The following is a 21,096-nucleotide window of genomic DNA, read 5'->3' as shown; positions in this document are numbered from 1 at the left end:
GCGCGGGAAAGCGCTCCGGCCCTCAAATGCTGTTACTTGGCGGCGGCAATCGCCTGATCGAAGAATTCCTTGCCGATGAGCTCGGAGAACACGGGGTAGAGGCTCTTGGAGACTTCCTTGAACTGCTCCAGCCCCGCGGCGGACGGCTCGTTGGCCTTCATGCCCTTGGCTGTGAGTTCTGCCAGCTGCTTCTCGGACTGTTCCTTGTCGTAACCGGTTTTGAACGTTGCCGTCTCTGTCGAGGCATCGGAGAGGGCTTTCTTCTGCTCTTCGGTCAGGGAGTCCCATTTCTTGGAGGAAAGAGCGAGGACCCAGGCATCGTTGATGTGGTGCGTCAGCGAGACGTACTTCTGCACCTCGGAGAACTTGTTGGTCCAGGGCACCTCGATGGGGTTTTCCTGGCCGTCGATCGTTCCTGTCTGCAGGCCGGTGAAGACCTCGGAGAACGCCATGGTCGTGGGGCTCGCGCCCAGCTTCCCGAAGAAGTCAGTCCACAGCGGGTTGCCGGGGACGCGGATTTTCAGGCCCTTGAGGTCGGACGGCTGTTCAATGGGCCGCTCGGAGTTGGTGATCTGCCGGCCGGTCCGGGTGAGGAAGGACAGCGCGACCGTGTTCTTCTCTTTGAGCTTTTCCTTGAGGACGTCGCCGGGCTTGCCCGTCAGGAACGCCGCTTCCTCAGCCGTGTCGTCGAAGAGGTAGGGGATGCTGATCGCGTTCATTTCCGGCACCACGGACGCATACACGGAGGTCGAGAGGATCAGTGCGTCCAGTGAACCGCCCTGCAGCCTGGTGACTGCCGCGTTCTGGTCTCCGCTGAAGCTCGTTCCGTTGGGAACGACCGTGACCACGACCGAGCCGTTGGATGTCTTCTTCACCTGGTCGGCGAAGTGCTGGGCGGAGACGCCGACGGAGGAGGTGAGCGGATCCGGGATGGAGAGCTGGATCTTCGCCACGGGGCCGCCCCCGCCGGGCGCTCCGGACGCGCAGCCGGCGAGGACTGATGCGGCAAGGGTGCATGCCAGCACTCCGGTGAGGGCGCGGGTCTTGGATTTCATGTGATGCCTTTCTTCATTGGAAGGAGTCTGGTTCCGGAGGCGTGAAACGACATGGTCATCTCCTGGCCGCGCCCGGATGGTAGAGCAGAGGGGTCAGACGCTGACGGCGGCGTCCGCTACTAGCGCTTCGGTCTCGCGGCGCAGCTCAAGGGCCTGGGACAGCGATTCGTCCATGATGACGTCTTCCCACCGGACAGTTGCGCCCTTGGCGATGTCGGCACGGAGTTCCACGTGGTGGGCGAGGGCCACCGGCAGGGCGCCAATGGCTACGGAGTGCTTAGCGGACACAAGCTTGCCCCACACCGTGAAGCCGCCTTCGCCGTCGAGGAACTCGCCTGCCTTGAGATCCTTCTTGGCGGTCGCAACGACGTCGCCGAAGAAACCGACCGGGGAACCCGTCGCGATGCCGCGAAGGGCCGCGTTGGCGATGGACATATTGAGTTCGAGGCCCACGTAGTGGTACGGGCGGTACAGCGCTGCGTACTGGCCGGTCGGGTCCGGGTGCCACGGGTATTCATTGAAGCAGCCGGAAACGTACCCGTTGGTGGCCTTGACGACGACGAACACGCCCTCCTGGGTGTTGTGGCTGATCCAGCTGCCGTCGCGGTTGACGCTGGACATGACGTCAACGCTTCCCTCGTGGGCCAGGGCTCCGCCGACGTCGGCCGGGCGGCAGATCGTGGCGATTTCCTCCACGTCACCCGGGGTGAACGACAGCCCGTTGTCGGACGGGGTGAGGCCGGCGCCGTTGGCGACGGCAGCCATCTCGATGGAGGCCTTGGTGCCGTCGCGGAACGAGGTGTGCATGTAGGGATTCAGCTGCCCGGAGTCGGTGAGCTCCTTGGAGAACTCCCAGTTCTCCCAGACGTTGTCCGGGTTCATTTCGTGATAGTGCTCAAGGTACTTTGCTCCCTTGCCTGCACACACGACGTCGAAGCCACTGGTCCGTGCCCAGTCGACGAGTTCCATGATGAGGGCCGGCTGGTCACCGTAGGCCATCGAGTAGACCACACCGGCTTCTTCTGCGCGCTTGGCCAGGGCCGGACCGGCCAGGGCGTCTGCCTCAACGGTGACCATGATGATGTGCTTCTTCGTTTCAATGGCGCGCAGTGCGTGCTTCACCCCGACGATGGGGTTGCCCGTTGCCTCGACGATGACGTCGATGTCGACGTCAAACAATTCATCCGCATTGGCAACGATCGTGGTCGAGCGGTTCTTCAGTGCCGTGGCGATGTCAGGGGCGATCTGGTTCTGGGGCCACCCGACCAGCTCAAATGCGCCTTCAGCGCGCTTCACATTGATGTCGGCGATCGCGACGACGTGGATGCCCGGGATGTTGTTCGCCTGGGCCAGGTACATGGTGCCGTAGCGGCCAGCTCCGATGAGTCCGACTCGAACCGGGCGGCCCTGCTGCTCGCGGTCGCTAAGAAGTTTGTGGAGGTTCATGGGGATCTCTCTGGTTGACGTTTCGCGCCGGAGAGGAGCTCTCCACCTCAGGTGGAGCAACTTCTTCGTCGCAGGTTGAGCTGTTTTCGGGACCGAGTGGAACCGGTACCACTTTTGTACCAGTCAGTGTTAGGCTGTGTCAACAGTCACAACGGAACGCAGTCGAAGGTTCCTCCGGCAAGGATCACGGGGCGGATGAACAACCCTTAGTGACCTGCAGCCGCTAGAGGACCTCAAGGAGGAGAAGTGAAGAAGGCCCCAACTATTCGCGATGTCGCGGCGGCGGCGGGAGTATCGGTCTCCGTGGTGTCCCGGGTGCTGAATCCCGAATCTGGGCCAGTTGCGCCGGCGAAGCGCGAACAAGTGTTGCGCGTGATCGGGGATCTTGGCTATCGGCCGCGGGCCGCTGCACGTGAGCTCAGTGCCGGCCACGCCCTCACCGTTGGGCTTGTGGTTGCGGATCTCGCCAACCCCTTCTTCGCTCAACTTGCCGACCGCGTCGTGTGGGAAGCCCGCAGCCATGGGGTGCAGGTGGTGGTTATGACCACCCAGGAAGACCCCCACCTTGAGGCCGAATCCTTGGACACACTGCTGGACCGCTCCGTGGGCGGCGTCATCGCCACCCCGACTGGAGGGAACATCGAGAAGTGGGAACGGCTGCGGGACCTGGGCGTAAACGTCGTTTTCGTCGACCGCACCATCGCGGAACTTGAGGATGTGGACGTCGTCAGCATCGAGAACTCCGACTCAGCCCGCCGCGCCACCGAGCACCTCATCGCCCTCGGCCATACGCGCATCGGCCTCATAACCGGCCCCGCCAGCACGTCGACCGGCCGCGCGCGGATCCACGGCTACCGGACAGCCCACGAAAACGCCTCGATCACGGTCGATCCCATGCTGGTCCGGGACGTGCCGTTCCGCGGGGACGGAGGTGGCGACGCCGTAGGGTCCCTCCTGGCGCTTCCGGACAGTCCCACTGGACTCATCGTGGCGAACACCGCCCAGGTGCAAAGCTCGGTCCGGCGCCTCGTTCAGGTCGGCGTGCGGATACCCGATGACCTGTCGGTCATCGTCTTCGACGACAATCCGTGGACCGAACTGACGAACCCACCGCTGAGCGCGATCCGGCAGCCCATCGACATGCTCGCGGTGCATTCCCTCGAACTCGTCCTCGGACGGATGCAGGGCCGGCTCCCGGCCGGCGCCCGAACCATCGAGGTCAAGGCGGACTTCGTGCCGCGCAACAGCTGTGCCCCACTCATCCGGTCCGTCGCAAGTTAAGGAAACCCCCATGCCCGTCATTGTTACTGCTGTGTTCACGCCGAACGAAGGCGCGTTCGACCACGTCGTCGCGGCCCTCTCCCCCGCAATTGCCGAGGTGCACGACGAACCAGGCTGCCTGCTGTACGCCATCCATGAGGACCCGAACGGCCAGATCCTCATGATTGAAAAATGGGAAACCGCGGAGCTGCTCGACGCCCACGGCGAGGGGGATGCCGTCAAACGCCTCAACGCTTCGCTCGAGGGGCTCCTGAAGGAGCCGGTAGAAGTGACGCGCCTGGCACCGATCGCGGCCGGAACCGAGCACCAAGGGGCTCTCTAGTGAGCCCCGTCAGCGTTGTCATGGGAGTATCGGGCGCAGGAAAGAACTCTCCGTAAGAAAAAGTCACCGGAAGCAAATGGCCAGAGGATGACGGCGGGAATTCCCGCCGTCATCCTCTGGCCTTTTGCTTTGCTGCAGGGAAATATTGCCCTCCCGGCACCGTGCCAGCCGCTGGTGTGGTGAACCTCACCAGCGATCCGCTTGAGACGTCAGCGCTCCGCCGTGCATGATGAAAAGGAAGGGCTGAGAACACGATTTCCCAGCCTGCATAGCCCTGAACCTCGCTCCTGCGGGAAGAGGATGCAGTGGCGGAGAAGCAAAATTAAACCCAATCTGGTGGACGCAACGAGGCCAAACCAGTGAGCTCGCCGAGCTGAACAAGGTCTCTGAGCGTTCATGGATTGACCCGTTCCGGGTTTCGCGCTGATGCGAAAGCCCGACCGAATTTATGAATGAAGGCACCGAATAATGACGTTCGAAACCACTGACTCTGTAACGCTGAAGATCTGGGACCGGTCAGCACTGGACCACACGCTGGAAAAGGCCGTGCACGACCTGTCGGCAAGGGCCAACGCCCCCAAGCACAGCATCGCGGTCACCTGCAGCGGACCCAACACCTTCACTGTCAGCCTGAACCGCAACGCTGCCCAGGGCGCCGCTCTCTAGGAAGCTCCGCGACCAAACGCCAGAGGACGGCGGCGGGACCCCCGCCGCCGTCCTCTGGCGTTTGCGTTACTTCCGGTTGCTGGCGTTTGCTTTACCGGTTTGAGCCCAGCGGCGGTCAGGCGTGGGACTGCTCGGCGAGAATGCCGTCGATCTGGCCGGCGGCCTCCTTCATGCCTTCTTCCATGCCCATCTCGACCATCTTGTCCATCTGCTCCTCGGACTCGAACCTGGACTTCACGGTCATGCGCGTACGCCCGCCGATGTCCTCGAGCGTGACGGCCGCATGGGTGGTCCCCATGGCTTCGACGGGCGCGCCGCTGTCGTCGGCAAAGCCGTCGTCGAACTCGAGGCGGTGGGGTGCCTCGATGGCGGTGATGCGCCACCAGCCGCGGGCCTTCTCGCCGTCGGGCCCGGTCATGTAGTACGCCGCCTCTCCGCCGGGAGAAAACTCGTGCTTCTCGAATGTGGCCGGCCAGGTGTGCGGACCCCACCAGCGCTCGAGCTGCCGCGGGTCTTCCCATATCTGCCAGACGCGTTCGACGCCGGCGTCGAACTCGGCAACGAGGATAAAGCTGAGCGTCTCGGGACTCTTGGTGGAACTGATAACCGTCATTGCGGAACCCTTCCTAATCTTCAGCGAGCATGTCCGCGATCCGCCCGGCGCGCTGCCGCCAGATCGCCTCGTACTCATCCAGCAGCCGCCGGGCCCCCTGCAGGCCTTCGTGATTGCCCCGCACGATCTGCTGCCGTCCGCGCTTCTCCTTCGTGACCAGGGACGCGCGCTCCAACACCGCCACATGCTTTTGAACGGCGGCGAAACTCATGGCGTAGAGGCCCGCCAGGCCGGACACCGAATACTCCCCCACCGCTACACGGCGCATGATGTCCCGGCGGGTGCCATCCGCGAACGCCTGGAAAAGGCGGTCGAGTTCGGCCTCACTCATCTGATCTACAACCATTTGGTTGTAGAATATGCGCGCGGTGGAGGGGTGTCAATGGGCAGGCCCTGTTAACGCATGAGGGCGACGGCGGAGATTCCCGCCGTCGCCCTCATGCGTTTTCTTTGACCGGCGTGCCGCCTTAACGCTTGACGGCGTCGAGCTTCAGCATCTTGGCGATGACGCCGTCCAGCTCGGAGTCGTCGAAGATCTTCTTCCAGTCGTCCTTGATGATGGTGTCCTTGCCGTACTGGATGGCGATTTCGCACGCCTCGGAGAACGGGTTGGAGCCGCGGAGGGCGTTGGTCAGGGCGATCTGCACGTGGCCGAACAGCATGGCCTTGGCGGCTTCCTCCGGAACCCCGGCCGTGTGCACGGTCTCGTGCAGCGCCTCGTTGAGCAGCGTGCCGATCATGCAGGCCACGGTCTCCACGAGGGTGGGCTCGAGGATGGCGAGCTGCTTCACGGTGACCCAGTGCACGTCGATGACGGGGGCGTAGATCGTACGGATGACGGCCTCGGCCGAATCGCGGGTCGCGGCCGGCGTGTCCTCGTCGATCGCGGCAACCACGTTCTGCGGGGCGCCCTCGCCGCCGAAGGTGTCGGCCCATTCTTCCTTGGTTGTGCGCTCCAGGAACACGGACGGGTGGCACGGGTGCGCGACCGCCTGGACGACGTCATCGCGCTTGGCCAGCAGCCCGGCGTAGGCGGCGGCCGGGTCCAGGGTGAGCAGGATCGCGCCGGCCTTCATCTGGGGCACCACGCCTTCGGACACGATGCCCAGAACGGTGTCCGGGACGGCGAGGATGACCACGTCGGCGCCCTGGACGGCGTCGTCGGTGGAGGTGATGTCACGGCCTTCGGCGCGGACGCGGTCCTGGCCCGCAGGGGAGTTCTCGCTGTAGAAGACGGTGTGGGCGCTCTTCTGGAGGTTCCGGGAAACGCGCATCCCCATTTTGCCACCGGCTCCGATGACGGCGACGGTCAATTGTTCTGCTGACATTTCACTTGCTCCTTAGAAAATCGATGCTTTGCTGGGTCCACTGGTTTTCGAGGCGGATGGTTTCCGCCTCGGAGTCCTGCCACGGCAGCCAGTGTTCGACGATCTGGTTGATGTTTCTTTCTTTGGGCTGAAACTTCCCGGCCATGTAGTCATAGTCGAGAAGGCCTTCGCCGAGGGCCGCGCCGGAGTACGTGAAGCCGACCCAGCCCTCCTTGCGGCTGAACGCAAAGTCTTTGATGTGCATGTTGAGGACGTAAGGCGCGACGGCGTCAATCACCTCACGCGGCAGCTCCAGCGCCGCGACTGTGTTGGCCGGGTCGCTGCAGATGCCCAGGTACGGACTGTCCACGCGGCGGATCACGTCCAGGATGCGGGAGGTGGGTACCTGCTCGTAGGTTTCCACGGCGATCTTCACCCCGGCTGCCTCGAATTCCGGCAGGACCTCGGTGAAGATTGCTGCCGCCTCGTCCGCCGTCGGGGTGTGGCCCGGGACGTTGAACATGGTCCGCAGCAGCGGCGACCCGAGGATCCCGGCGATGTGCAGGAACTTGCGCAGGTGCTCCGGTCGGATGCCCTTGGTGCCCAGTTCCAGCGCGACGCCAAGGCGGTCCGCGGTGGCACGCACGTCCTTGAGTTCCGGGTCCGTCATGGATTCCAGCGGGGCGTAGTCGCAGATCTGGAACAGTTCCACGCCCAGGGCCGCGGTCCGCTCGAGCGCCTGGTGGATACTGAGCGGCTCAGAGACCTTGTCCGAGAGCTGCCAGAAGAAGGCGTAGCTGCTCAGGCCTATTGTTGAGCCCGGGCCTATGCGGCTCATGCCGCCACCTTCTTCGCGGTGAGCCGTGCCGCGGCCTCATCCAGGATGGTCTTGAGCGCTTTCGGGTCGTGGGCGAAGCGGCCCAGGAAGAGGCCAGCGACCGCGGAGTCCAGCTGGCCGATCAGGCCGGGCCCGGCGCTGCCGCCGTAGATGACCCGGCTGTCGGCCTGTCCGGACAGGGAACGCAGGTGGGCGTCCAGCCCGCCTATTACGGCGCTGATGTACTGCGGGGTGGCAGGTTCCGGGGCGCCGATGGCCCATTGCGGCTCGTACGCCACGATGGTCCGGCTGGCGGAACCGAGGGACTGCGCCCGGTTCAGGGCGGCGTCGATCTCTGCGCTGCAGCGGGTGACGGCTTCCTCCACGGAGCCCTGCTGCAGCTCGCCGACGCACAGCACGGGGGTGAGGCGGTTGCGGTAGGCCGCCGCGGCCTTGAGCCCGATGACCGTGTCGTCCTCGCCGAAGATCCTGCGGCGTTCGGCATGGCCCACCTCTGCGTACCGGCCGCCGAGTTCAGCAACGGTCTTGCCGCCGACCTCGCCGGTGTAGGGCCCTTCATCTTCCCAGAAGATGTCCTGGGCGCCTGCGGCTGCTCCGGCGGTCCCGAGGATCCGGGCCGCTTCGGGCAGTACCGGCAGCGTGGGCAGCACGAACAGCTCGATGTCGCCGCTCTGGACCGCCGGGTGCGCGAACGCGATGGTGGCCACCTCGCGGCAGTATTCGAGGGTGCGTTCGTAGCCGAAGTACATTTTCAGGCTGACGCCGATGATGGCTTTGGGAGGTGCTGTTCCGACGGCGCTGGCCGAAGGATTCTTAGCAGGAAGTGACACCTTCGTAGTCCTTAATCAGGGTGACCTTTTCGGCCGAGGCGGAGGTCTCGTCAAAGGTGTAGGTGAGCCATTCGCGGGCGAGCCGGCGGGCGAGTTCCAGTCCGACGACGCGCTGGCCGAAGGTGAGGACCTGGGCGTTGTTGCTCAGGACGGAGCGTTCCACCGAGAAGCTGTCGTGCGCGGTGACGGCGCGGACACCGGGGACCTTGTTCGCCGCGATGGCCACGCCAAGGCCCGTGCCGCAGACGAGCAGGGCACGGTCGGCCTTGCCGGCCGCGATGAGTTCGGCGGCGGCGATGGCCACGGACGGGTAGGGGGTGTGGCTGGTGGCATCCACCCCGACGTCGGTCACGGATTCGACCAGCTCGGAGGCCTCCAGGTCAGCCTTCAGGGCTTCCTTGTATTCGAATCCAGCGTCGTCGGCTCCGATGACCAGGCGCAGTTTGGCGCTCATGCGTTCTCCTTAATGGTTGTCTGTTCGATGAGGGTGTTGTGTATTGCCCGGACGATCAGTGCCATGGACACCGCTCCGGCGTCCGGCGTGCCAAGGCTCTTCTCGGCGTGCGGGCGGGCTCGGCCCATGAGGGGCAGCAGCCGGGCGGTGTCTTCTGCGGCCTGCTGCGCAACGGTGGCGGCGGCGCCCCAGGCGTCGGTCAGTGACTGCCCGGCATTTACGCCGGCTGCCAGTGCGTCGCGGAACGGGACAAGGACATCCACCAGGGTCTTGTCCCCGGGCTTGGCCTTGCCGAAGTCCATGATCGCGGCCGCGGCGCCGGCGACTCCGGCGGCGACAGCTCCGGCGTCGGGCGCGTTGCTGTCTCCGATCGCGTCACCGACGGCCTGCAGGGCCATGCCCCAGAGGGCTCCCGAGGTGCCGCCGGCTTTGTCGGCCCAGGCGTCCGCCGCGAAGTGCAGCGTGGTGGCTGCCCCGGCACCGCGGGCGACGGCGTCGCGGGCTCCGTCAACAGCGGCGCGGACGCCGCGTTCCATGCCGATGCCGTGGTCGCCGTCGCCGGCGATGGCGTCGATCCGGCCCAGTTCATCGGCGTTGGCGTCCACCACGTCCTTCGCGGCGCCGAGCGCGGCGAGGATCCGCACGGCGCCGGCGCGGGACTCCGCGGTTGCGTCAGGGATGGAGAGTTTGACGTCGGCCAGCTCGCCGCCGTCGGACGCCTCCAAGACTTCGGCCGTGACTGCGCCGCGGCGGAAGGCCGGGGCGTCCGCGGGGGCGTTCCAGAGTGACTCGAGTTCGTCGTCGAGCCAGAACAGGGTCAGGGAGGTGCCGGCCATGTCGAAGCTGGTGACCAGTTCGCCCACCTGCGGGTCCACGGCCTCCAGGCCCGCTTCGGCCAGAAGCTGGGCGACGCGGCGGTAGACGACGAACAGCTCTTCGTACTTGACGCTGCCCAGGCCGTTGAGGATGGGGACCACGCGGCGCTTACCGGCCGCGGTGCCTGCAGTGGCTGCGTCGATGGCGCCGTCGGGGATTTCGGTGAGGAGCTTGGCGACCAGCAGTTCGGCGAGGTCATCCGCCGTCGGGATGTCCGTTTCGCCGATGCCCGGCTCGCCGTGGATGCCCATGCCGACGGCCATGCGGCCCTCGGGGACGGAGAACAGCGGGTGGTCGGCGCCGGGAAGGGTGCAGCCGGTGAAGGCCACCCCAAAGGAGCGGGTGCGGTCGTTGGCGCGCTCGGCGATTTCCATGATCCGGTCCATGGTGTAGCCGGCCTCGGCGGCCGCGGCGGCCACCTTGAACACGGTCAGGTCCCCGGCGATGCCGCGGCGCTTGGCGCGTTCGGCCAGCGGGGCGGAGGAGACGTCGTCGGTGACCGCGATGCTGCGGCAGTCGATGCCCTCCTTGCGGAGGCGTTCCTGGGCCTGGGTGAAATGCAGGACGTCGCCGGCGTAGTTGCCGTAGCCCAGCAGCACGCCTGCGCCGTTGTTCGCGGCCTTGGCCACGTTATAGACCTGCTGCGCGGAGGGCGAAGCGAACAGGTTGCCCATGGCCGCGCCGTGGGCCAGACCCTGGCCGACGAGCCCGGCGAAGGCCGGGTAGTGGCCGGAGCCGCCGCCGATCACCAGCGCCACGGTGTCCGGGGTGCTCTTCGTGTTGCGGACCACGCCGCCGGAGACGCGCTTCACCCAGCGGCCGTGGGAGGCGACAAAGCCTTCGATCATTTCGTCAGCGAAGGCTGCTGGTTCATTGAACAGGCGGGTCATGGAAAGCTCCTGAAGTGATTGCTCGCCCCGGTGATTGAGCCTGTCGAAATCGGTCTCGACAGGCTCGACCACCGGTTAGTTGAATAATTGCGATTACGGCGTGCTTACGGCTCGGCGTGGTGTCCGGCTCCCGCAGGGTCCAGGGCCTCGGCCGGGATTCCGTCGCTGACCTTGCCGGAGCGGCTCAGCACCAACATCAGGATCGCGGAGAGGAGCATGAAGCCGCCCACCACGAACATCGGTACCGTGTAGCCGCCGGTCCAGTCCTTGAGCCAGCCCGTGATGTAGCCGGCACTGAAGCCCGCCAGGTTGCCCACGGTGTTGATGAGGGCGATGCCTGCCGCGGCTGCGGCGCCGGTCAGGAACTGGGTGGGCACGGTCCAGAAGTTGGGCAGTGCCGCGAAGATGGACATCGCCGTGATGGTGATGACGGCGATGGTGGCGGCGGGTGAACCGGCGAACAGCGCCAGCGGGATGCTCAGCCCGCCGATAAGGGCGGGAAGCGCGATGTGCCAGGTCCTGACGCCGCGCTTGGTGGCGTCCTTGGACCAGAAGTAGAGGGCAGCCGCGGCCGGCAGGTACGGGATCGCGGTGATGAGGCCCTTCTGGAGCACGTCGAACTTAGTGCCGTAGAGGCCTTCGAAGCCGGCGATGATGGTGGGCAGGAAAAAACCGAGGGCGTACAGGCCGTAGATGAAGCCGAAGTAGATAGCGGCGAGCATCCAGACCCGGCCGTTGCCGAAGACAGTGCGGACGCTGACGTGCTTGTTGCTGGCGGCGGTTTCCTTCTTTTCCTTCTCCAGGGCGCCGGTGAGCCAGGTCTTCTCGTCCTGGGTCAGCCACTTGGCCTTGGCCGGGGAATCGGCCAGGTAGAACCAGGCGATGACGCCGATGATGATGGCGGGGATGGCGACACCAAAGAACATGACGCGCCAGCCGGCGAGGCCGAAGAGGCCGTGCTGCTGGATAAGGAGGCCGGCAAGCGGGGCGCCGATAACCGTGGTCAGCGGCTGGGCCAGGTAGAAGAGGGCCAGAATCTTGCTGCGGTGCCGGGAGGGAACCCAGAGGCTGAGGAAGAGGATGGCGCCGGGGAAGAACCCGGCCTCGGCAACGCCAAGAATGAAGCGGAGGATGTAGAGGTGCTCGACGCCGCCCACCCAGGTGAAGAGCAGGGAGACGATGCCCCAGCTGACCATGATACGGGCGAGCCAGCGGCGGGCACCGAACTTGTGAAGGGCCAGGTTGCTGGGGATCTCCAGCAGGATGTAGCCGATGAAGAAGACGCCGGAGGCGAAACCGAACTGCGCGGCTGAAAGGGCCAGATCCGTGTTCATGCCGTTGGGACCGGCGAAGGAGATGGCCGTGCGGTCCAGATAGTTGATGAAGAACATGAGGGCGACAAACGGCACCAGCCGGATCGCCACTTTTCTGATTGCAGATCTTTCGAACACTGATTGGGTGGTGTCCACATTGACTCCTAGATGTTGGTCTCCCGGCAGCTTCCTGCACTGGATGCCGTTGGGATGTGTCTCAATGCCTAGTTGCGGGAAGCTGGCCGGTATCCGACTAGGCGAGTGATTAAAACCATAGAGCCATTTTGAGAATTGGTCAACCGGTTGACGTGTTGTGGTTTTCGCTTGTTCTTGGCCTTTGCGGTCACGCCTGGTTGCTACGCTTTGACTGTGTCCGCAAACTCCGCCGCCTCGACGGCAAAAATCAGTGCCGCGCTAGGTTCCATGGAGCAGGGCTCGGTAGTGTCCGAGGTCGCTGAACGCCTGCTGGCACATTTCACCAGCGGTGAGATCGCCCCCGGTACGCGGCTCCCGGCAGAACGAACCCTGGCAGCTTCTCTCGGCGTGGGCCGCTCTGCAGTCCGCGAGGCCCTTGCGGCTCTCGAGATCCTGGGAATCGTCATTGTCCGGCCAGGTTCCGGAACCTACCTCCGCGACGGCGTCTCCGAGCTGCTCCCCCGCACCCTCAGCTGGGGTCTGATGCTGGGCGCTCCACGGACGCGCGAACTGGTGGAGCTTCGCAGTGGACTCGAAGTCCAGGCCGTTCAGCTCGCGTCACAGCGGATCACCGATGAAGCACTGGACCGCATGCAGGCCAATCTGGACACTATGGAGCACAACCTGGAGGACCTGCGGGCTTTTGTTGAAGCGGACGCCGCCTTCCACCGCGAGATTGCGACCAGCTCGGGCAACCAGGTCCTTGAGGAGCTCCTCCAAAGCATCCGTTCGCTGCTGCGCATCTGGGTGGACCGCGCCCTGACTGACGAAGGGCACGCGGCCGCGGCTTTGGCCGAGCACACCGCGATCTTCCGCGCGCTGCAGTCCCGGGATGAGGCCGCCGTCACGGCAACCATGCGCTCCCATATGGATACCGCGGCCAAGCGTCTTTTGGCCGGCTACGACGCCGACCGGGCTGAGACCGGAGAGTAGCTCACCCCTACCGCCAAGGCGGGCGACGGCGGGGCGTTACCGCCGTCGCCTTACGTTGCCCGCGGACTTACTGCAGTGACGCCCAATCTCCAATCTGCGATAGGCGAAATCCCCAATACGCCACATTGTCCAGGGGCTGCGCTACGGTTAGCACCACAATCAGTTTTTCCTCAGGGGGACAAATGGAATTTTCCGAAAGACTCAATGCATTGGCCGCAAAGGTGCGCCAGCAGCGGGAGGTCATACAGACGGAAGAAGCCACGAAGAATGCCTTCGTGATGCCCTTCATCTCGACCATCCTCGGCTACGACGTCTTCAACCCGCTTGAGGTCGTACCGGAATACATCGCCGACGTCGGGCTCAAGAAGGGTGAGAAGATTGATTACGCCATCGTCAAAGACGGCGAGATTCAGATTCTCATTGAGTGCAAGAAATCGACGGAACCAGTCAAGATCGAGCACGCATCACAGTTGTTCCGCTACTTCGCGGTGACCAACGCCAGGATCGCAATTCTTACAAACGGCGAGATCTATCAGTTCTTCACCGACCTTGACGCACCGAACAGAATGGACGCCAAGCCGTTCCTGGTTCTTGATCTCAATGACATTGACGACTCGCTGGTTCCTGAATTGCAGAAGCTGACAAAAGAAGTCTTTGATCTGGACTCCATCATCAATGCCGCAGGTGAACTGAAATACATCGGCGAGCTCAAGCGGACCTTGGCTGCACAGTTCAAGGAACCCGAAGACGAATGGGTCAAGTTCCTCACGGCCCGCGTTTACACGGGGCCCTATACACAAAAAGTGCGAGAGCAGTTCACCACATTGGTGGTCAAAGCTACAAAGCAATTTCTCAATGATCAGGTCAATGAGCGGCTGAAGAAAGCTCTGGGCGCTCCAAACTTTCCCCAGGCTGACGACACCGCAGCTGCGGCAACAGTCACAAGTGCGCCTGTTGCAGAAGCCGACCTCGCTGAAGCGGACGGCATCGAGACAACCCTGGAGGAAATGGAAGGTTACCAGATCGTCCGGGCGATTGTGTGCAACGAGGTGAAGCCGGCCCGAGTCGTCCAGCGCGATGCCAAGTCATACTGTGCGGTACTGCTGGACGACAACAACCGCAAACCGATCGCGAGGCTGCACTTCAACCGCAGCCAAAAGTACATCGGCATCTTTGATGCCAACAAAGAAGAAACCCGGGTGCCCATCAGTTCTCTGGAAGAGATCTACGAGCATGCCGAAGCCCTTCGGACGAGTGTCACGGGCTACCTTGGGGCGTCCAACTGACGTCTGAGCTCGCAGGAGCCTCATCAAGTGATCGCGCAGCACAGACGACGGCGGGCAAGTCCCGCCGTCGTCCGTAGTGCGCCATCCGCGGCAAGGCGCCGCCAGCGAGGTAAGCCGCGAGCGCCGCTAGCTCTGGCCTGAAGACACTGCCGCAGCGAAGGCAGTGATGTCGGCAGCGGCGGCGCTGTTGTCGAAGTCAACCTGGCGGGCATCCTGCCATTGGCAGGAGTTGGCCTGCGCCCCGGCCCAGAAGGTTTCCCAGTTGGCCAGCTTCCATTCGTCCCTCGGGTAGCCCCTGTGTATCAGCCGCTGGCGGAGTGCTTCACCGGCGAGCCTGACATTCACCACCACCAGGTCCGCCGCGGGCCAGTTGTGGCGTACCCGGACCTTGGACAGGTAGTCCTTGTCTGCAAAGAACTTCCCGAAGGGCGCGTCCAGGACCACCGAGTTGCCGGCCATGAGGTTGTCCCGCGTAAGGTCCAGGATGGACTCATACTCAAGGGGCATGATGACGTTCTGGTAGAACTCGTTATTGTCCCGTTCGTTGGGGTCCGAGTTGTTGAGTGTCAGCAGCAACTCGGTGAACCGGATGGTGGCAGTGTCCTTGTCTATGTACGCCGCCCCGTACCGCTGGGCAATGAGCCGGCTGACACTGGACTTTCCGGAGCCAGCCGGGCCGATCACAAAGAACACTTTGGGGGTGGTGGTTTTCAACTGCCTGTTCTTCCTTGAACCTGGGAACCGTGATCATTGCCGGGGCTAGACCCGGGTGACGGCGCGGCGGTCTTTGACGAATATGCCGTATGACAGTGCTCCGACGATCAGCAGCGCGCCACCGATGAGGAACACCAGCGTGTAGTTGCCGCCGGTCTCGTTCAGGATGTAGCCCGTGACGATCGGCGCCACAGCTGCACCGAGGAATCCGCCGAAGTTTTGGATCGCGCCCAGCGAGGCCACCTGGTTGGATTCAGCGATGTCCGCTGCCAGAGTCCACAGCACGCCAATGGGAACCTGGGCCGCGAAGTAGCCCACGGAGAGCAGCACAATCGCCAGAGCCGTGTTCTCCACATAGGCCACCGGCAGGACGGCCGCAGCCGCCAGCAGCGCGCCTCCCACAATAGGAATCTTCCGGGCCGTGATGGCGGGGATGCCGCGTTTGATCAGCTTTCCGGAGAGAATGCCGCCGGCCAGGACACCGATGATGCCGCAGAGGAAGGGCAGACCGGCTAGCCACCCGATCTGGCTCAAGCTGAAGCCGCGAGCCGTCTGAAGGTAGCTCGGCAGCCAGGTGAGGTAGACCCATACCGTGTAGAAGATGCCGAACGCGCCCAGGACCATGAACCAGGTGTTCTTCTGCTTGAGGAGTTCACCCCAGCCGGCCTGCTTCTCCTTGGGCTTTTGCTCATCCTCGAACTCCTGACCCTTGATGATGAACTGTTCCTTCATCGTGGGGTCGCGGTAGATCCGGAGCCAGACGAGCGCAATGACGACGCCGAGGGACCCGATGACAACAAACATGCCCCGCCAGCTCATGGTGAGCATGAGGAAGGTCAGCAGCGGCGGCGCAATCGCGTTGGCAATCTGTGAGCCGGTGTTAACGATTGATACGGGAAGCGCGCGCTCGGTCTTGTTGAACCATTTGTCGGCCACTTTGAGCCCCGAGGTGAAGAACGGGGATTCGGAAATGCCCAGTGCGACGCGTGCAGCGTAGAGGAAGCCGAAGGAGTTAGCCAGCGACGACAGCATGGACACAACGGACCAGAGCCCTGCTGCCCAGGCGAACATCCGCTTGGGCCCAAACTTGTCCACCAGGTAGCCGGCGGGAAGGTTCGCGATGGCGTACGGCCAGGAGAACGCGGACAGCAACAGACCCATCTGCAGGGTGTTGAGCCCGAATTCCTTGGCGATGGTGGTGTTGGCGATGCTGAGGTTGTTGCGGTCCAGGTAGTTGATGATCCCGCCGACGACGAGCAGCGCGATCAGGTACCACCTGATCTTCACGCTCTTCAGCGGCTTCGCCTCGGGCGATTCGGTTTCTGCTGAAGCTTGGCTCATGCAGCTCACTCCTTTGTGTTCTGGTTGACAGGGTGCCGGGCGGCAGTTTCTGTCGGTTTTGGGGATGGTTGCCCGGCGTTAGCCCCGGGCGTCACTGATTGCTGTGAGGAACGTCCGCGCAGCGCGGGCGACAAGCCCGTAGTCGCCGTCGTTCTGGGCTGCTTTGGTGACAAAGCTTCCGACGCCGACAGCTGTCACGCCCGCCGCGAACCACGCGCCGACATTCTCAGGCGTCACTCCTCCGGACGGCATGATTGGAGCCTGCGGGAGGGGCGCCAGAATTGTTTTCACGTAGGCCGGGCCGCCGAGTTCGGCGGGGAACAGCTTGACGATGTCCGCCCCGGCCTCGAGCGTGTTGAGCACCTCGGTGGGGGTGAACGCGCCGCTGGCGGTGACCGCCTGGTACCGGTTGGCAGTGGCGATCATCTTGGGATTCAGCTGCGGGCTGACGAGCAGCCGCGCCCCTGCCGAAACCGAAGCATAGGCTGCTTCGGCGTCGAGCACGGTGCCGGCTCCCACAACAATTCCCTGGTCGCCGTACTTATCGGCGAGGCGTTCTATGACGCCAAGCGCACCGGGAACGGTCAGCGGGATCTCGACGGCGCGGATGCCGCCGTCGATGGCGGCCTCGGCAACCCGGTAGGCCTCGTCGGCCGAATCCAGCCTGGCGATCAGCAGGGCGCCGGTTCGGACAATGGTCTCTAGGACTTCAAATTTGTTTAACATCAATTAAGAAATTACCCCAAATATTCACAAATCGGAACAGTATGTGAAAACTTGTTAAGATAGTTTCAACGACGTCCCGAAGGAGTTCCGCGTGAGTCCCACAGCACGGCCACTGATCCCCGAGCAGCGCTACCAGGAGATCCTCCGTCTGCTCCGGCGCGAAGGCGTCCTGAGCATCCGCAGCCTCACGGACTACATGAACGTCTCCCACATGACAGTCCGGCGGGACATCACCGCCTTGGAAGATCTGGGCCAGGTGGTCTCCGTTCAGGGCGGCGTGCGCCTGGCGGAATGGACCAGCCAGGAGCCGCCCCGGGAGCGCGAATTCAGGGCACAGCTGGAACTCCCGCGCAAGCAGGCAATCGCAGAACTCGCTGCGCAGTTCGTGGAGGACGACATGGTGGTGTTCCTGGATGCGGGCACCACATGCCAGTCCGTGGTCCCCTACATTGGCGGGCGGAAGAACGTCACGGTGGTCACCAATGACTTCTACGTGGTGACGAGCCTGTTCGCCTATCCGAACATCGAGACGATCCACACCGGCGGCGTGGTGGATCCGTCCAGCGCGTCCAGCTGTGGCCGCATCGCGGCTGAGGCCATCAAGTCCATCAACATTGACCTGTTCTTCCTCAGCACCGGCACCTGGAACATGTCCCGCGGTGTCACCACGCCCTCCATGGACAAGGTGGAGGTGAAGCTCGCCGCGCTGGAGGCGTCGTCGTCGTGCTTCCTGCTGGCCGACAGCTCCAAGTTCGGCACCGTGTCAAAGTTCAACGTGGCCCCCATTGAGAAGCTGGATGCCGTGGTAACGGACGACCAGCTCCCAGGGGAGATGCAGGAGAACATCCGCGACCTGGGGGTTTCCGTGCACGTGGCGGCGCTGCGCAAGGAAGCGACAGCCTAGAACGGAGCCTACGGCGGACCCGCTGAAGCAGAGGACGACGGCGGTGCGCACTGCCGCCGTCTGGTCCGGGTTGGTACGCAGACCAATAAGCTGCCGCTGGATTTAGGCTCGCTTCCATATTATCCAGGGATTGCTCTGGATAGCATTGGGTGTCCGGACAGAGCCGTCCGGACGGACGCCAATGTCAGAAAGAAGCACATGGCCGCAGCTACAGTGGACGACATCCTGTCGGATCTCCCTCTGGGTTTCGCTAGCCTCATTCTTCGGCCCTCCCGCGCCGATTCACCAATCGAACGCTTTCTCATCGTCGACGCCGACGACGAAAAAGCCGAAGGCAGGGGCGCGTTCGTCCTGCTGATCGGGGTTCGCGGGCGCTCTGCTTTGCCGGCGCTGCGGCGCCTGCTGAAAAATCCTCCGCTCGTGCTGGCCGTCAAAGGCAGCCCCGAGGACCTGGGCGAAGCTGAAGAACTGCTCCGGGCGGCAGGAACAGGTCTCCTTCTGGTGGACCCGGCTGCGGACTGGGACCGGCTCCTGTCCATCGCGAAGGACCGGATCCAGCCACCCAGCTACCAGAGCGAAGTGCTGACCCTGCTGGAGGAAGACCTCTTCGCCATCGCCCAGACGACGGCCCGCCTGACCTCGAGCCACGTGGTCATCGAGGACGCCGCCAACAAAGTCCTGGCGTACTCGACGGTGTCCAACGACATCGACGAGCTGCGCAAGGCGTCGATTCTGGCCCGCCGCGGTCCGCGCAAATACGAACTCCTCCTCAAAGATCTTGGCGCCTACCGGGAACTGCATCGGACTCGCCTTCCTGTCAGGGTCCCGGCCAGGCCCCAGGACGGCCTGCGGGAGCGCGTCGCCATCAGCCTGTTCGCAGGCGACCGCATTATGGGGTACATCTGGCTCCAGGAAACCGGCGAAGGATTCGGAGCGGACGTTGACTATGTCCTGACCGGATCAGCCGCCCGGGCGTCAGCCGAGCTGATCCGCTACCGCAACCAGCAGTCCGTGCACATGCGCGAGGACCGGATTGCCCGCGTCCTCTCGGGGCCTGCAGAAGCGGCGGCAACCGCTCACAGCGCGAAAATTCCCGCTGACCACCCAACCGCCCTGATCCTGATAGGAATGTCAGCCGCTGAAGCACAGGCAGACGATGCAGCTCTCAAGCACGGGGAGCTGGCCAATCTCGCGTCCATCCATGCGGCTGCCTATAAACCGTCAGCCATCGTGGGACAGTTCAAGGGCGACACCGCGGTGATCATCCCGGCACTTCAGTCCGCCAACGCCGAAGCCGGGCTCCGGAGCCTTGCCGAGGCCATCGTCAGGGACGCCGGTAAGCACCTGGGCATCAGTCCGTACGCGGCAGTCGGACCAATCGCGCCCGATCTTCTGTCGATTCACTCCGTGACCGGCAAAACGGAGGCATTGCTCGGCTGCATGCGGCGGTCAGGGAACGCCCCGGTGGCCACCCTGGACGAATTTGAGGTGGAGGTCCTTTTTCGCGAAGCAGTGGAGAACTTCACAGCCTCGGACTTCCGCCACCGCAGTCTCTGGGCCCTCCTGCGCGGCGATCACGAGCTCGCCGAAACCCTTCGGTCGTACTTCGAGGCGTCGCTGGATGTTGCCGAATGCGCACAGCGGATGAAGCTCCACAAGAACACTGTCTATTACAGAATCAGCAAAGTCAGCCGTGTCACCGGCCTGAACTTCAGCGATCCCCGCCATTCATTGGTCGCTCTCCTTCATATTCAGGAGTGGGCCGGCACACATAAGGAGCACGTGGCCAAGCCATGATGACAGCACTCGATTCGCCGCCTCTTGGCCTGGTACTGGATGACATTGTCCGCCGCCACCGGCCCCGCAGTGAAGCAGGGTCACTTCCCGCAAATATCCCCCACCTGTCGTCGCTGCCGTTTGACCGTTTCGGGATTGCCGTCGCCACCGTGTCCGGGGACGTGTTCAGTGCCGGCGACGCCGATCTTCCCTTCTCGATCCAGAGCATCTCGAAGGTCTTCACGCTGGCCATGGCGCTGAGCGCCGGTGACCCCGCGGCGCTATGGTCCCGGGTCCTCCGTGAGCCGTCGGGGACGTCGTTCAACTCTCTGGTCCAGCTTGAGGTGGAGCACGGGATACCCCGGAACCCGTTCATCAACTCCGGCGCGCTCGTGGTGACCGACCACCTGATGGGGCGATACCCCGACGCCGCAGGCGAGGTCCTCCGCTTCCTCACCGATCAGGTGGGTCACCAGAGCGGAAGAAAGGGTCCTTTCATCGACGAGGTCGCCGCCAGGAGTGAGCTCTCCAACAGCAGCCGCAACCTGGCCCTCGCCCATTTTCTGAAGGATTTCGGAAACCTGCGCCGGCCCGCCGAGGCAGTTGTGGCGAACTACGTCAGACAGTGCTCCATCATGATGACCTGCGTGGAGATGGCGAAGGCCGGCCTCTTCCTCGCACAGGGCGGACGCGGAGCGTTTGGAGCTGTGGTCTCCCGGAGCGAGGCGAAGCGCATCGGCTCCGTCATGCTGACCTGCGGCATGTATGACGCGGCCGGCGAGTTTGCCTACCGCGTGGGCCTTCCGGGGAAAAGCGGCGTGGGCGGCGGGATTCTGGCGATCGTCCCCGGAGAGTGCTGCATCTGCGTCTGGAGTCCCAGGCTGGACTCCAAGGGCAATTCCCTGGCCGGAACGGCTGCCCTCGCCGACCTGTCCGACCGCACTGGGTGGTCTGTTTTCTGATTCGGCCTGATTTCCGGTCTCGATCCTGATTTTGTCTCTTCCGCTAAGGCCTGTGGGCTTCTTCGCGCCTACCCGCCGGAACCTTCCTTCCATTCTCGACAGCTCGAAAGGAACCAAATGTCCAACAATCCCACTGCCCCGGCTGGTCTGCACGAGGCCGACGGCGGCCACGCGCACGCCACCGAAAAGCTTCTCCACGCGGAGGACAAGGGCTACCACAAGAGCCTGAAGCCCCGGCAGGTCCAGATGATCGCGATCGGCGGCGCCATCGGCACCGGCCTGTTCCTCGGCGCCGGCGGCCGGCTCAACGCCGCCGGCCCCTCGCTCGTCATCGCCTACGCCGTCTGCGGCTTCTTCGCCTTCCTGAT

The 21,096-nt window shown here is 63.9% G+C and carries 21 protein-coding genes and 1 pseudogene; 9 read left to right on the top strand and 13 right to left on the bottom strand.

What is annotated here, in order from left to right; translation table 11 throughout:
• Positions 1-32 precede the first annotated feature (32 nt).
• Together LQ144_RS10035 and LQ144_RS10030 are read right to left on the bottom strand one after the other, a co-directional pair.
• The gene (locus LQ144_RS10035) at positions 33-1,055 is read right to left on the bottom strand and encodes a DctP family TRAP transporter solute-binding subunit (RefSeq protein WP_230118545.1); all 1,023 of its coding nucleotides are present in this window, start codon (positions 1,053-1,055) and stop codon (positions 33-35) included.
• A gap of 93 nt (positions 1,056-1,148) precedes the next feature.
• The gene (locus LQ144_RS10030; protein ID WP_230118543.1) at positions 1,149-2,501 is read right to left on the bottom strand and encodes a Gfo/Idh/MocA family oxidoreductase; all 1,353 of its coding nucleotides are present in this window, start codon (positions 2,499-2,501) and stop codon (positions 1,149-1,151) included.
• Between the two features lie 246 nt (positions 2,502-2,747).
• On the opposite strand from LQ144_RS10030, the gene LQ144_RS10025 reads away from it, so the two are divergent.
• The 3 genes from LQ144_RS10025 to LQ144_RS10015 all read left to right on the top strand — a co-directional run bounded on the left by LQ144_RS10025 (position 2,748) and on the right by LQ144_RS10015 (position 4,770).
• Positions 2,748-3,782: a LacI family DNA-binding transcriptional regulator gene (locus tag LQ144_RS10025; RefSeq protein WP_230118541.1), complete on the top strand. Its 1,035-nt coding sequence runs from the start codon at positions 2,748-2,750 to the stop codon at positions 3,780-3,782.
• A gap of 10 nt (positions 3,783-3,792) precedes the next feature.
• Positions 3,793-4,104: a putative quinol monooxygenase gene (locus LQ144_RS10020; protein ID WP_230118539.1), complete on the top strand. Its 312-nt coding sequence runs from the start codon at positions 3,793-3,795 to the stop codon at positions 4,102-4,104.
• 468 nt (positions 4,105-4,572) lie between these two features.
• Positions 4,573-4,770, top strand: a complete 198-nt coding sequence (locus LQ144_RS10015; protein WP_230118537.1) for a hypothetical protein — start codon at positions 4,573-4,575, stop codon at positions 4,768-4,770.
• 115 nt (positions 4,771-4,885) lie between these two features.
• Here LQ144_RS10015 and LQ144_RS10010 read toward each other — a convergent pair whose 3' ends face one another.
• The 8 genes from LQ144_RS10010 to LQ144_RS09975 form a co-directional block, all read right to left on the bottom strand.
• A complete protein-coding gene (locus LQ144_RS10010; RefSeq protein WP_230118535.1) occupies positions 4,886-5,383 on the bottom strand; it encodes an SRPBCC domain-containing protein in 498 nt (165 codons plus the stop codon).
• A gap of 13 nt (positions 5,384-5,396) precedes the next feature.
• Positions 5,397-5,729: a metalloregulator ArsR/SmtB family transcription factor gene (locus tag LQ144_RS10005; protein ID WP_230118533.1), complete on the bottom strand. Its 333-nt coding sequence runs from the start codon at positions 5,727-5,729 to the stop codon at positions 5,397-5,399.
• A gap of 121 nt (positions 5,730-5,850) precedes the next feature.
• Complete coding sequence (locus LQ144_RS10000; RefSeq protein ID WP_230118531.1) at positions 5,851-6,711, bottom strand: phosphogluconate dehydrogenase C-terminal domain-containing protein; 861 nt, start codon at positions 6,709-6,711, stop codon at positions 5,851-5,853.
• A 1-nt stretch (position 6,712) separates the two neighbouring features.
• Positions 6,713-7,528 (bottom strand): TIM barrel protein, encoded by an 816-nt coding sequence (locus LQ144_RS09995; protein WP_230118529.1) that lies wholly within the window; start codon positions 7,526-7,528, stop codon positions 6,713-6,715.
• A complete protein-coding gene (locus LQ144_RS09990) occupies positions 7,525-8,358 on the bottom strand; it encodes a triose-phosphate isomerase family protein (protein ID WP_230118527.1) in 834 nt (277 codons plus the stop codon). The genes LQ144_RS09995 and LQ144_RS09990 overlap by 4 nt, the downstream gene beginning before the upstream one ends.
• Entirely contained in the window at positions 8,342-8,812 is a 471-nt protein-coding gene (locus LQ144_RS09985) for a ribose-5-phosphate isomerase (RefSeq protein WP_028270688.1), read from the bottom strand. Before LQ144_RS09985 ends, LQ144_RS09990 begins: the two co-directional genes overlap by 17 nt.
• On the bottom strand, positions 8,809-10,578 hold the full coding sequence (locus tag LQ144_RS09980; RefSeq protein WP_230118525.1) for a dihydroxyacetone kinase family protein: 1,770 nt from the start codon (positions 10,576-10,578) through the stop codon (positions 8,809-8,811). The genes LQ144_RS09985 and LQ144_RS09980 overlap by 4 nt, the downstream gene beginning before the upstream one ends.
• 104 nt (positions 10,579-10,682) lie before the next feature.
• Positions 10,683-12,047: an MFS transporter gene (locus LQ144_RS09975; protein WP_230118524.1), complete on the bottom strand. Its 1,365-nt coding sequence runs from the start codon at positions 12,045-12,047 to the stop codon at positions 10,683-10,685.
• A gap of 213 nt (positions 12,048-12,260) precedes the next feature.
• Between LQ144_RS09975 and LQ144_RS09970 the strand changes: the two genes are divergently transcribed.
• Both LQ144_RS09970 and LQ144_RS09965 read left to right on the top strand, forming a co-directional pair.
• Complete coding sequence (locus tag LQ144_RS09970) at positions 12,261-13,019, top strand: FadR/GntR family transcriptional regulator (protein WP_230118522.1); 759 nt, start codon at positions 12,261-12,263, stop codon at positions 13,017-13,019.
• Positions 13,020-13,201: 182 nt separating this feature from the next.
• On the top strand, positions 13,202-14,305 hold the full coding sequence (locus LQ144_RS09965) for a type I restriction endonuclease (protein ID WP_230118520.1): 1,104 nt from the start codon (positions 13,202-13,204) through the stop codon (positions 14,303-14,305).
• Between the two features lie 126 nt (positions 14,306-14,431).
• Here the strand turns inward: LQ144_RS09965 and LQ144_RS09960 are convergent, their stop codons facing one another.
• The 3 genes from LQ144_RS09960 to LQ144_RS09950 all read right to left on the bottom strand — a co-directional run bounded on the left by LQ144_RS09960 (position 14,432) and on the right by LQ144_RS09950 (position 17,086).
• The gene (locus LQ144_RS09960) at positions 14,432-15,019 is read right to left on the bottom strand and encodes an AAA family ATPase (protein ID WP_230118518.1); all 588 of its coding nucleotides are present in this window, start codon (positions 15,017-15,019) and stop codon (positions 14,432-14,434) included.
• Between the two features lie 45 nt (positions 15,020-15,064).
• Positions 15,065-16,360: an MFS transporter gene (locus LQ144_RS09955; protein WP_230118516.1), complete on the bottom strand. Its 1,296-nt coding sequence runs from the start codon at positions 16,358-16,360 to the stop codon at positions 15,065-15,067.
• 78 nt (positions 16,361-16,438) lie between these two features.
• Positions 16,439-17,086: a hypothetical protein gene (locus tag LQ144_RS09950; RefSeq protein ID WP_230118514.1), complete on the bottom strand. Its 648-nt coding sequence runs from the start codon at positions 17,084-17,086 to the stop codon at positions 16,439-16,441.
• Between the two features lie 91 nt (positions 17,087-17,177).
• Here LQ144_RS09950 and LQ144_RS09945 point away from each other — a divergent pair, with 91 nt between their 5' ends.
• From LQ144_RS09945 to LQ144_RS09930, 4 genes and pseudogenes are all read left to right on the top strand, one after another.
• Entirely contained in the window at positions 17,178-17,990 is an 813-nt protein-coding gene (locus LQ144_RS09945; protein ID WP_230118512.1) for a DeoR/GlpR family DNA-binding transcription regulator, read from the top strand.
• Between the two features lie 198 nt (positions 17,991-18,188).
• Entirely contained in the window at positions 18,189-19,787 is a 1,599-nt protein-coding gene (locus LQ144_RS09940; protein ID WP_230118511.1) for a helix-turn-helix domain-containing protein, read from the top strand.
• Positions 19,784-20,728: a glutaminase gene (locus LQ144_RS09935; protein ID WP_230118508.1), complete on the top strand. Its 945-nt coding sequence runs from the start codon at positions 19,784-19,786 to the stop codon at positions 20,726-20,728. The genes LQ144_RS09940 and LQ144_RS09935 overlap by 4 nt, the downstream gene beginning before the upstream one ends.
• A gap of 117 nt (positions 20,729-20,845) precedes the next feature.
• Positions 20,846-21,096 (top strand): annotated as a pseudogene (locus tag LQ144_RS09930) (L-asparagine permease); the annotation flags it as partial.

Source organism: Arthrobacter sp. Bi83, assembly GCF_918698095.1.
In the GTDB taxonomy this organism is placed as follows: domain Bacteria; phylum Actinomycetota; class Actinomycetes; order Actinomycetales; family Micrococcaceae; genus Arthrobacter.
The sequence above is the reverse complement of the archived record's forward strand: the minus strand, read 5'-3'. Positions and strand labels throughout refer to the sequence as shown.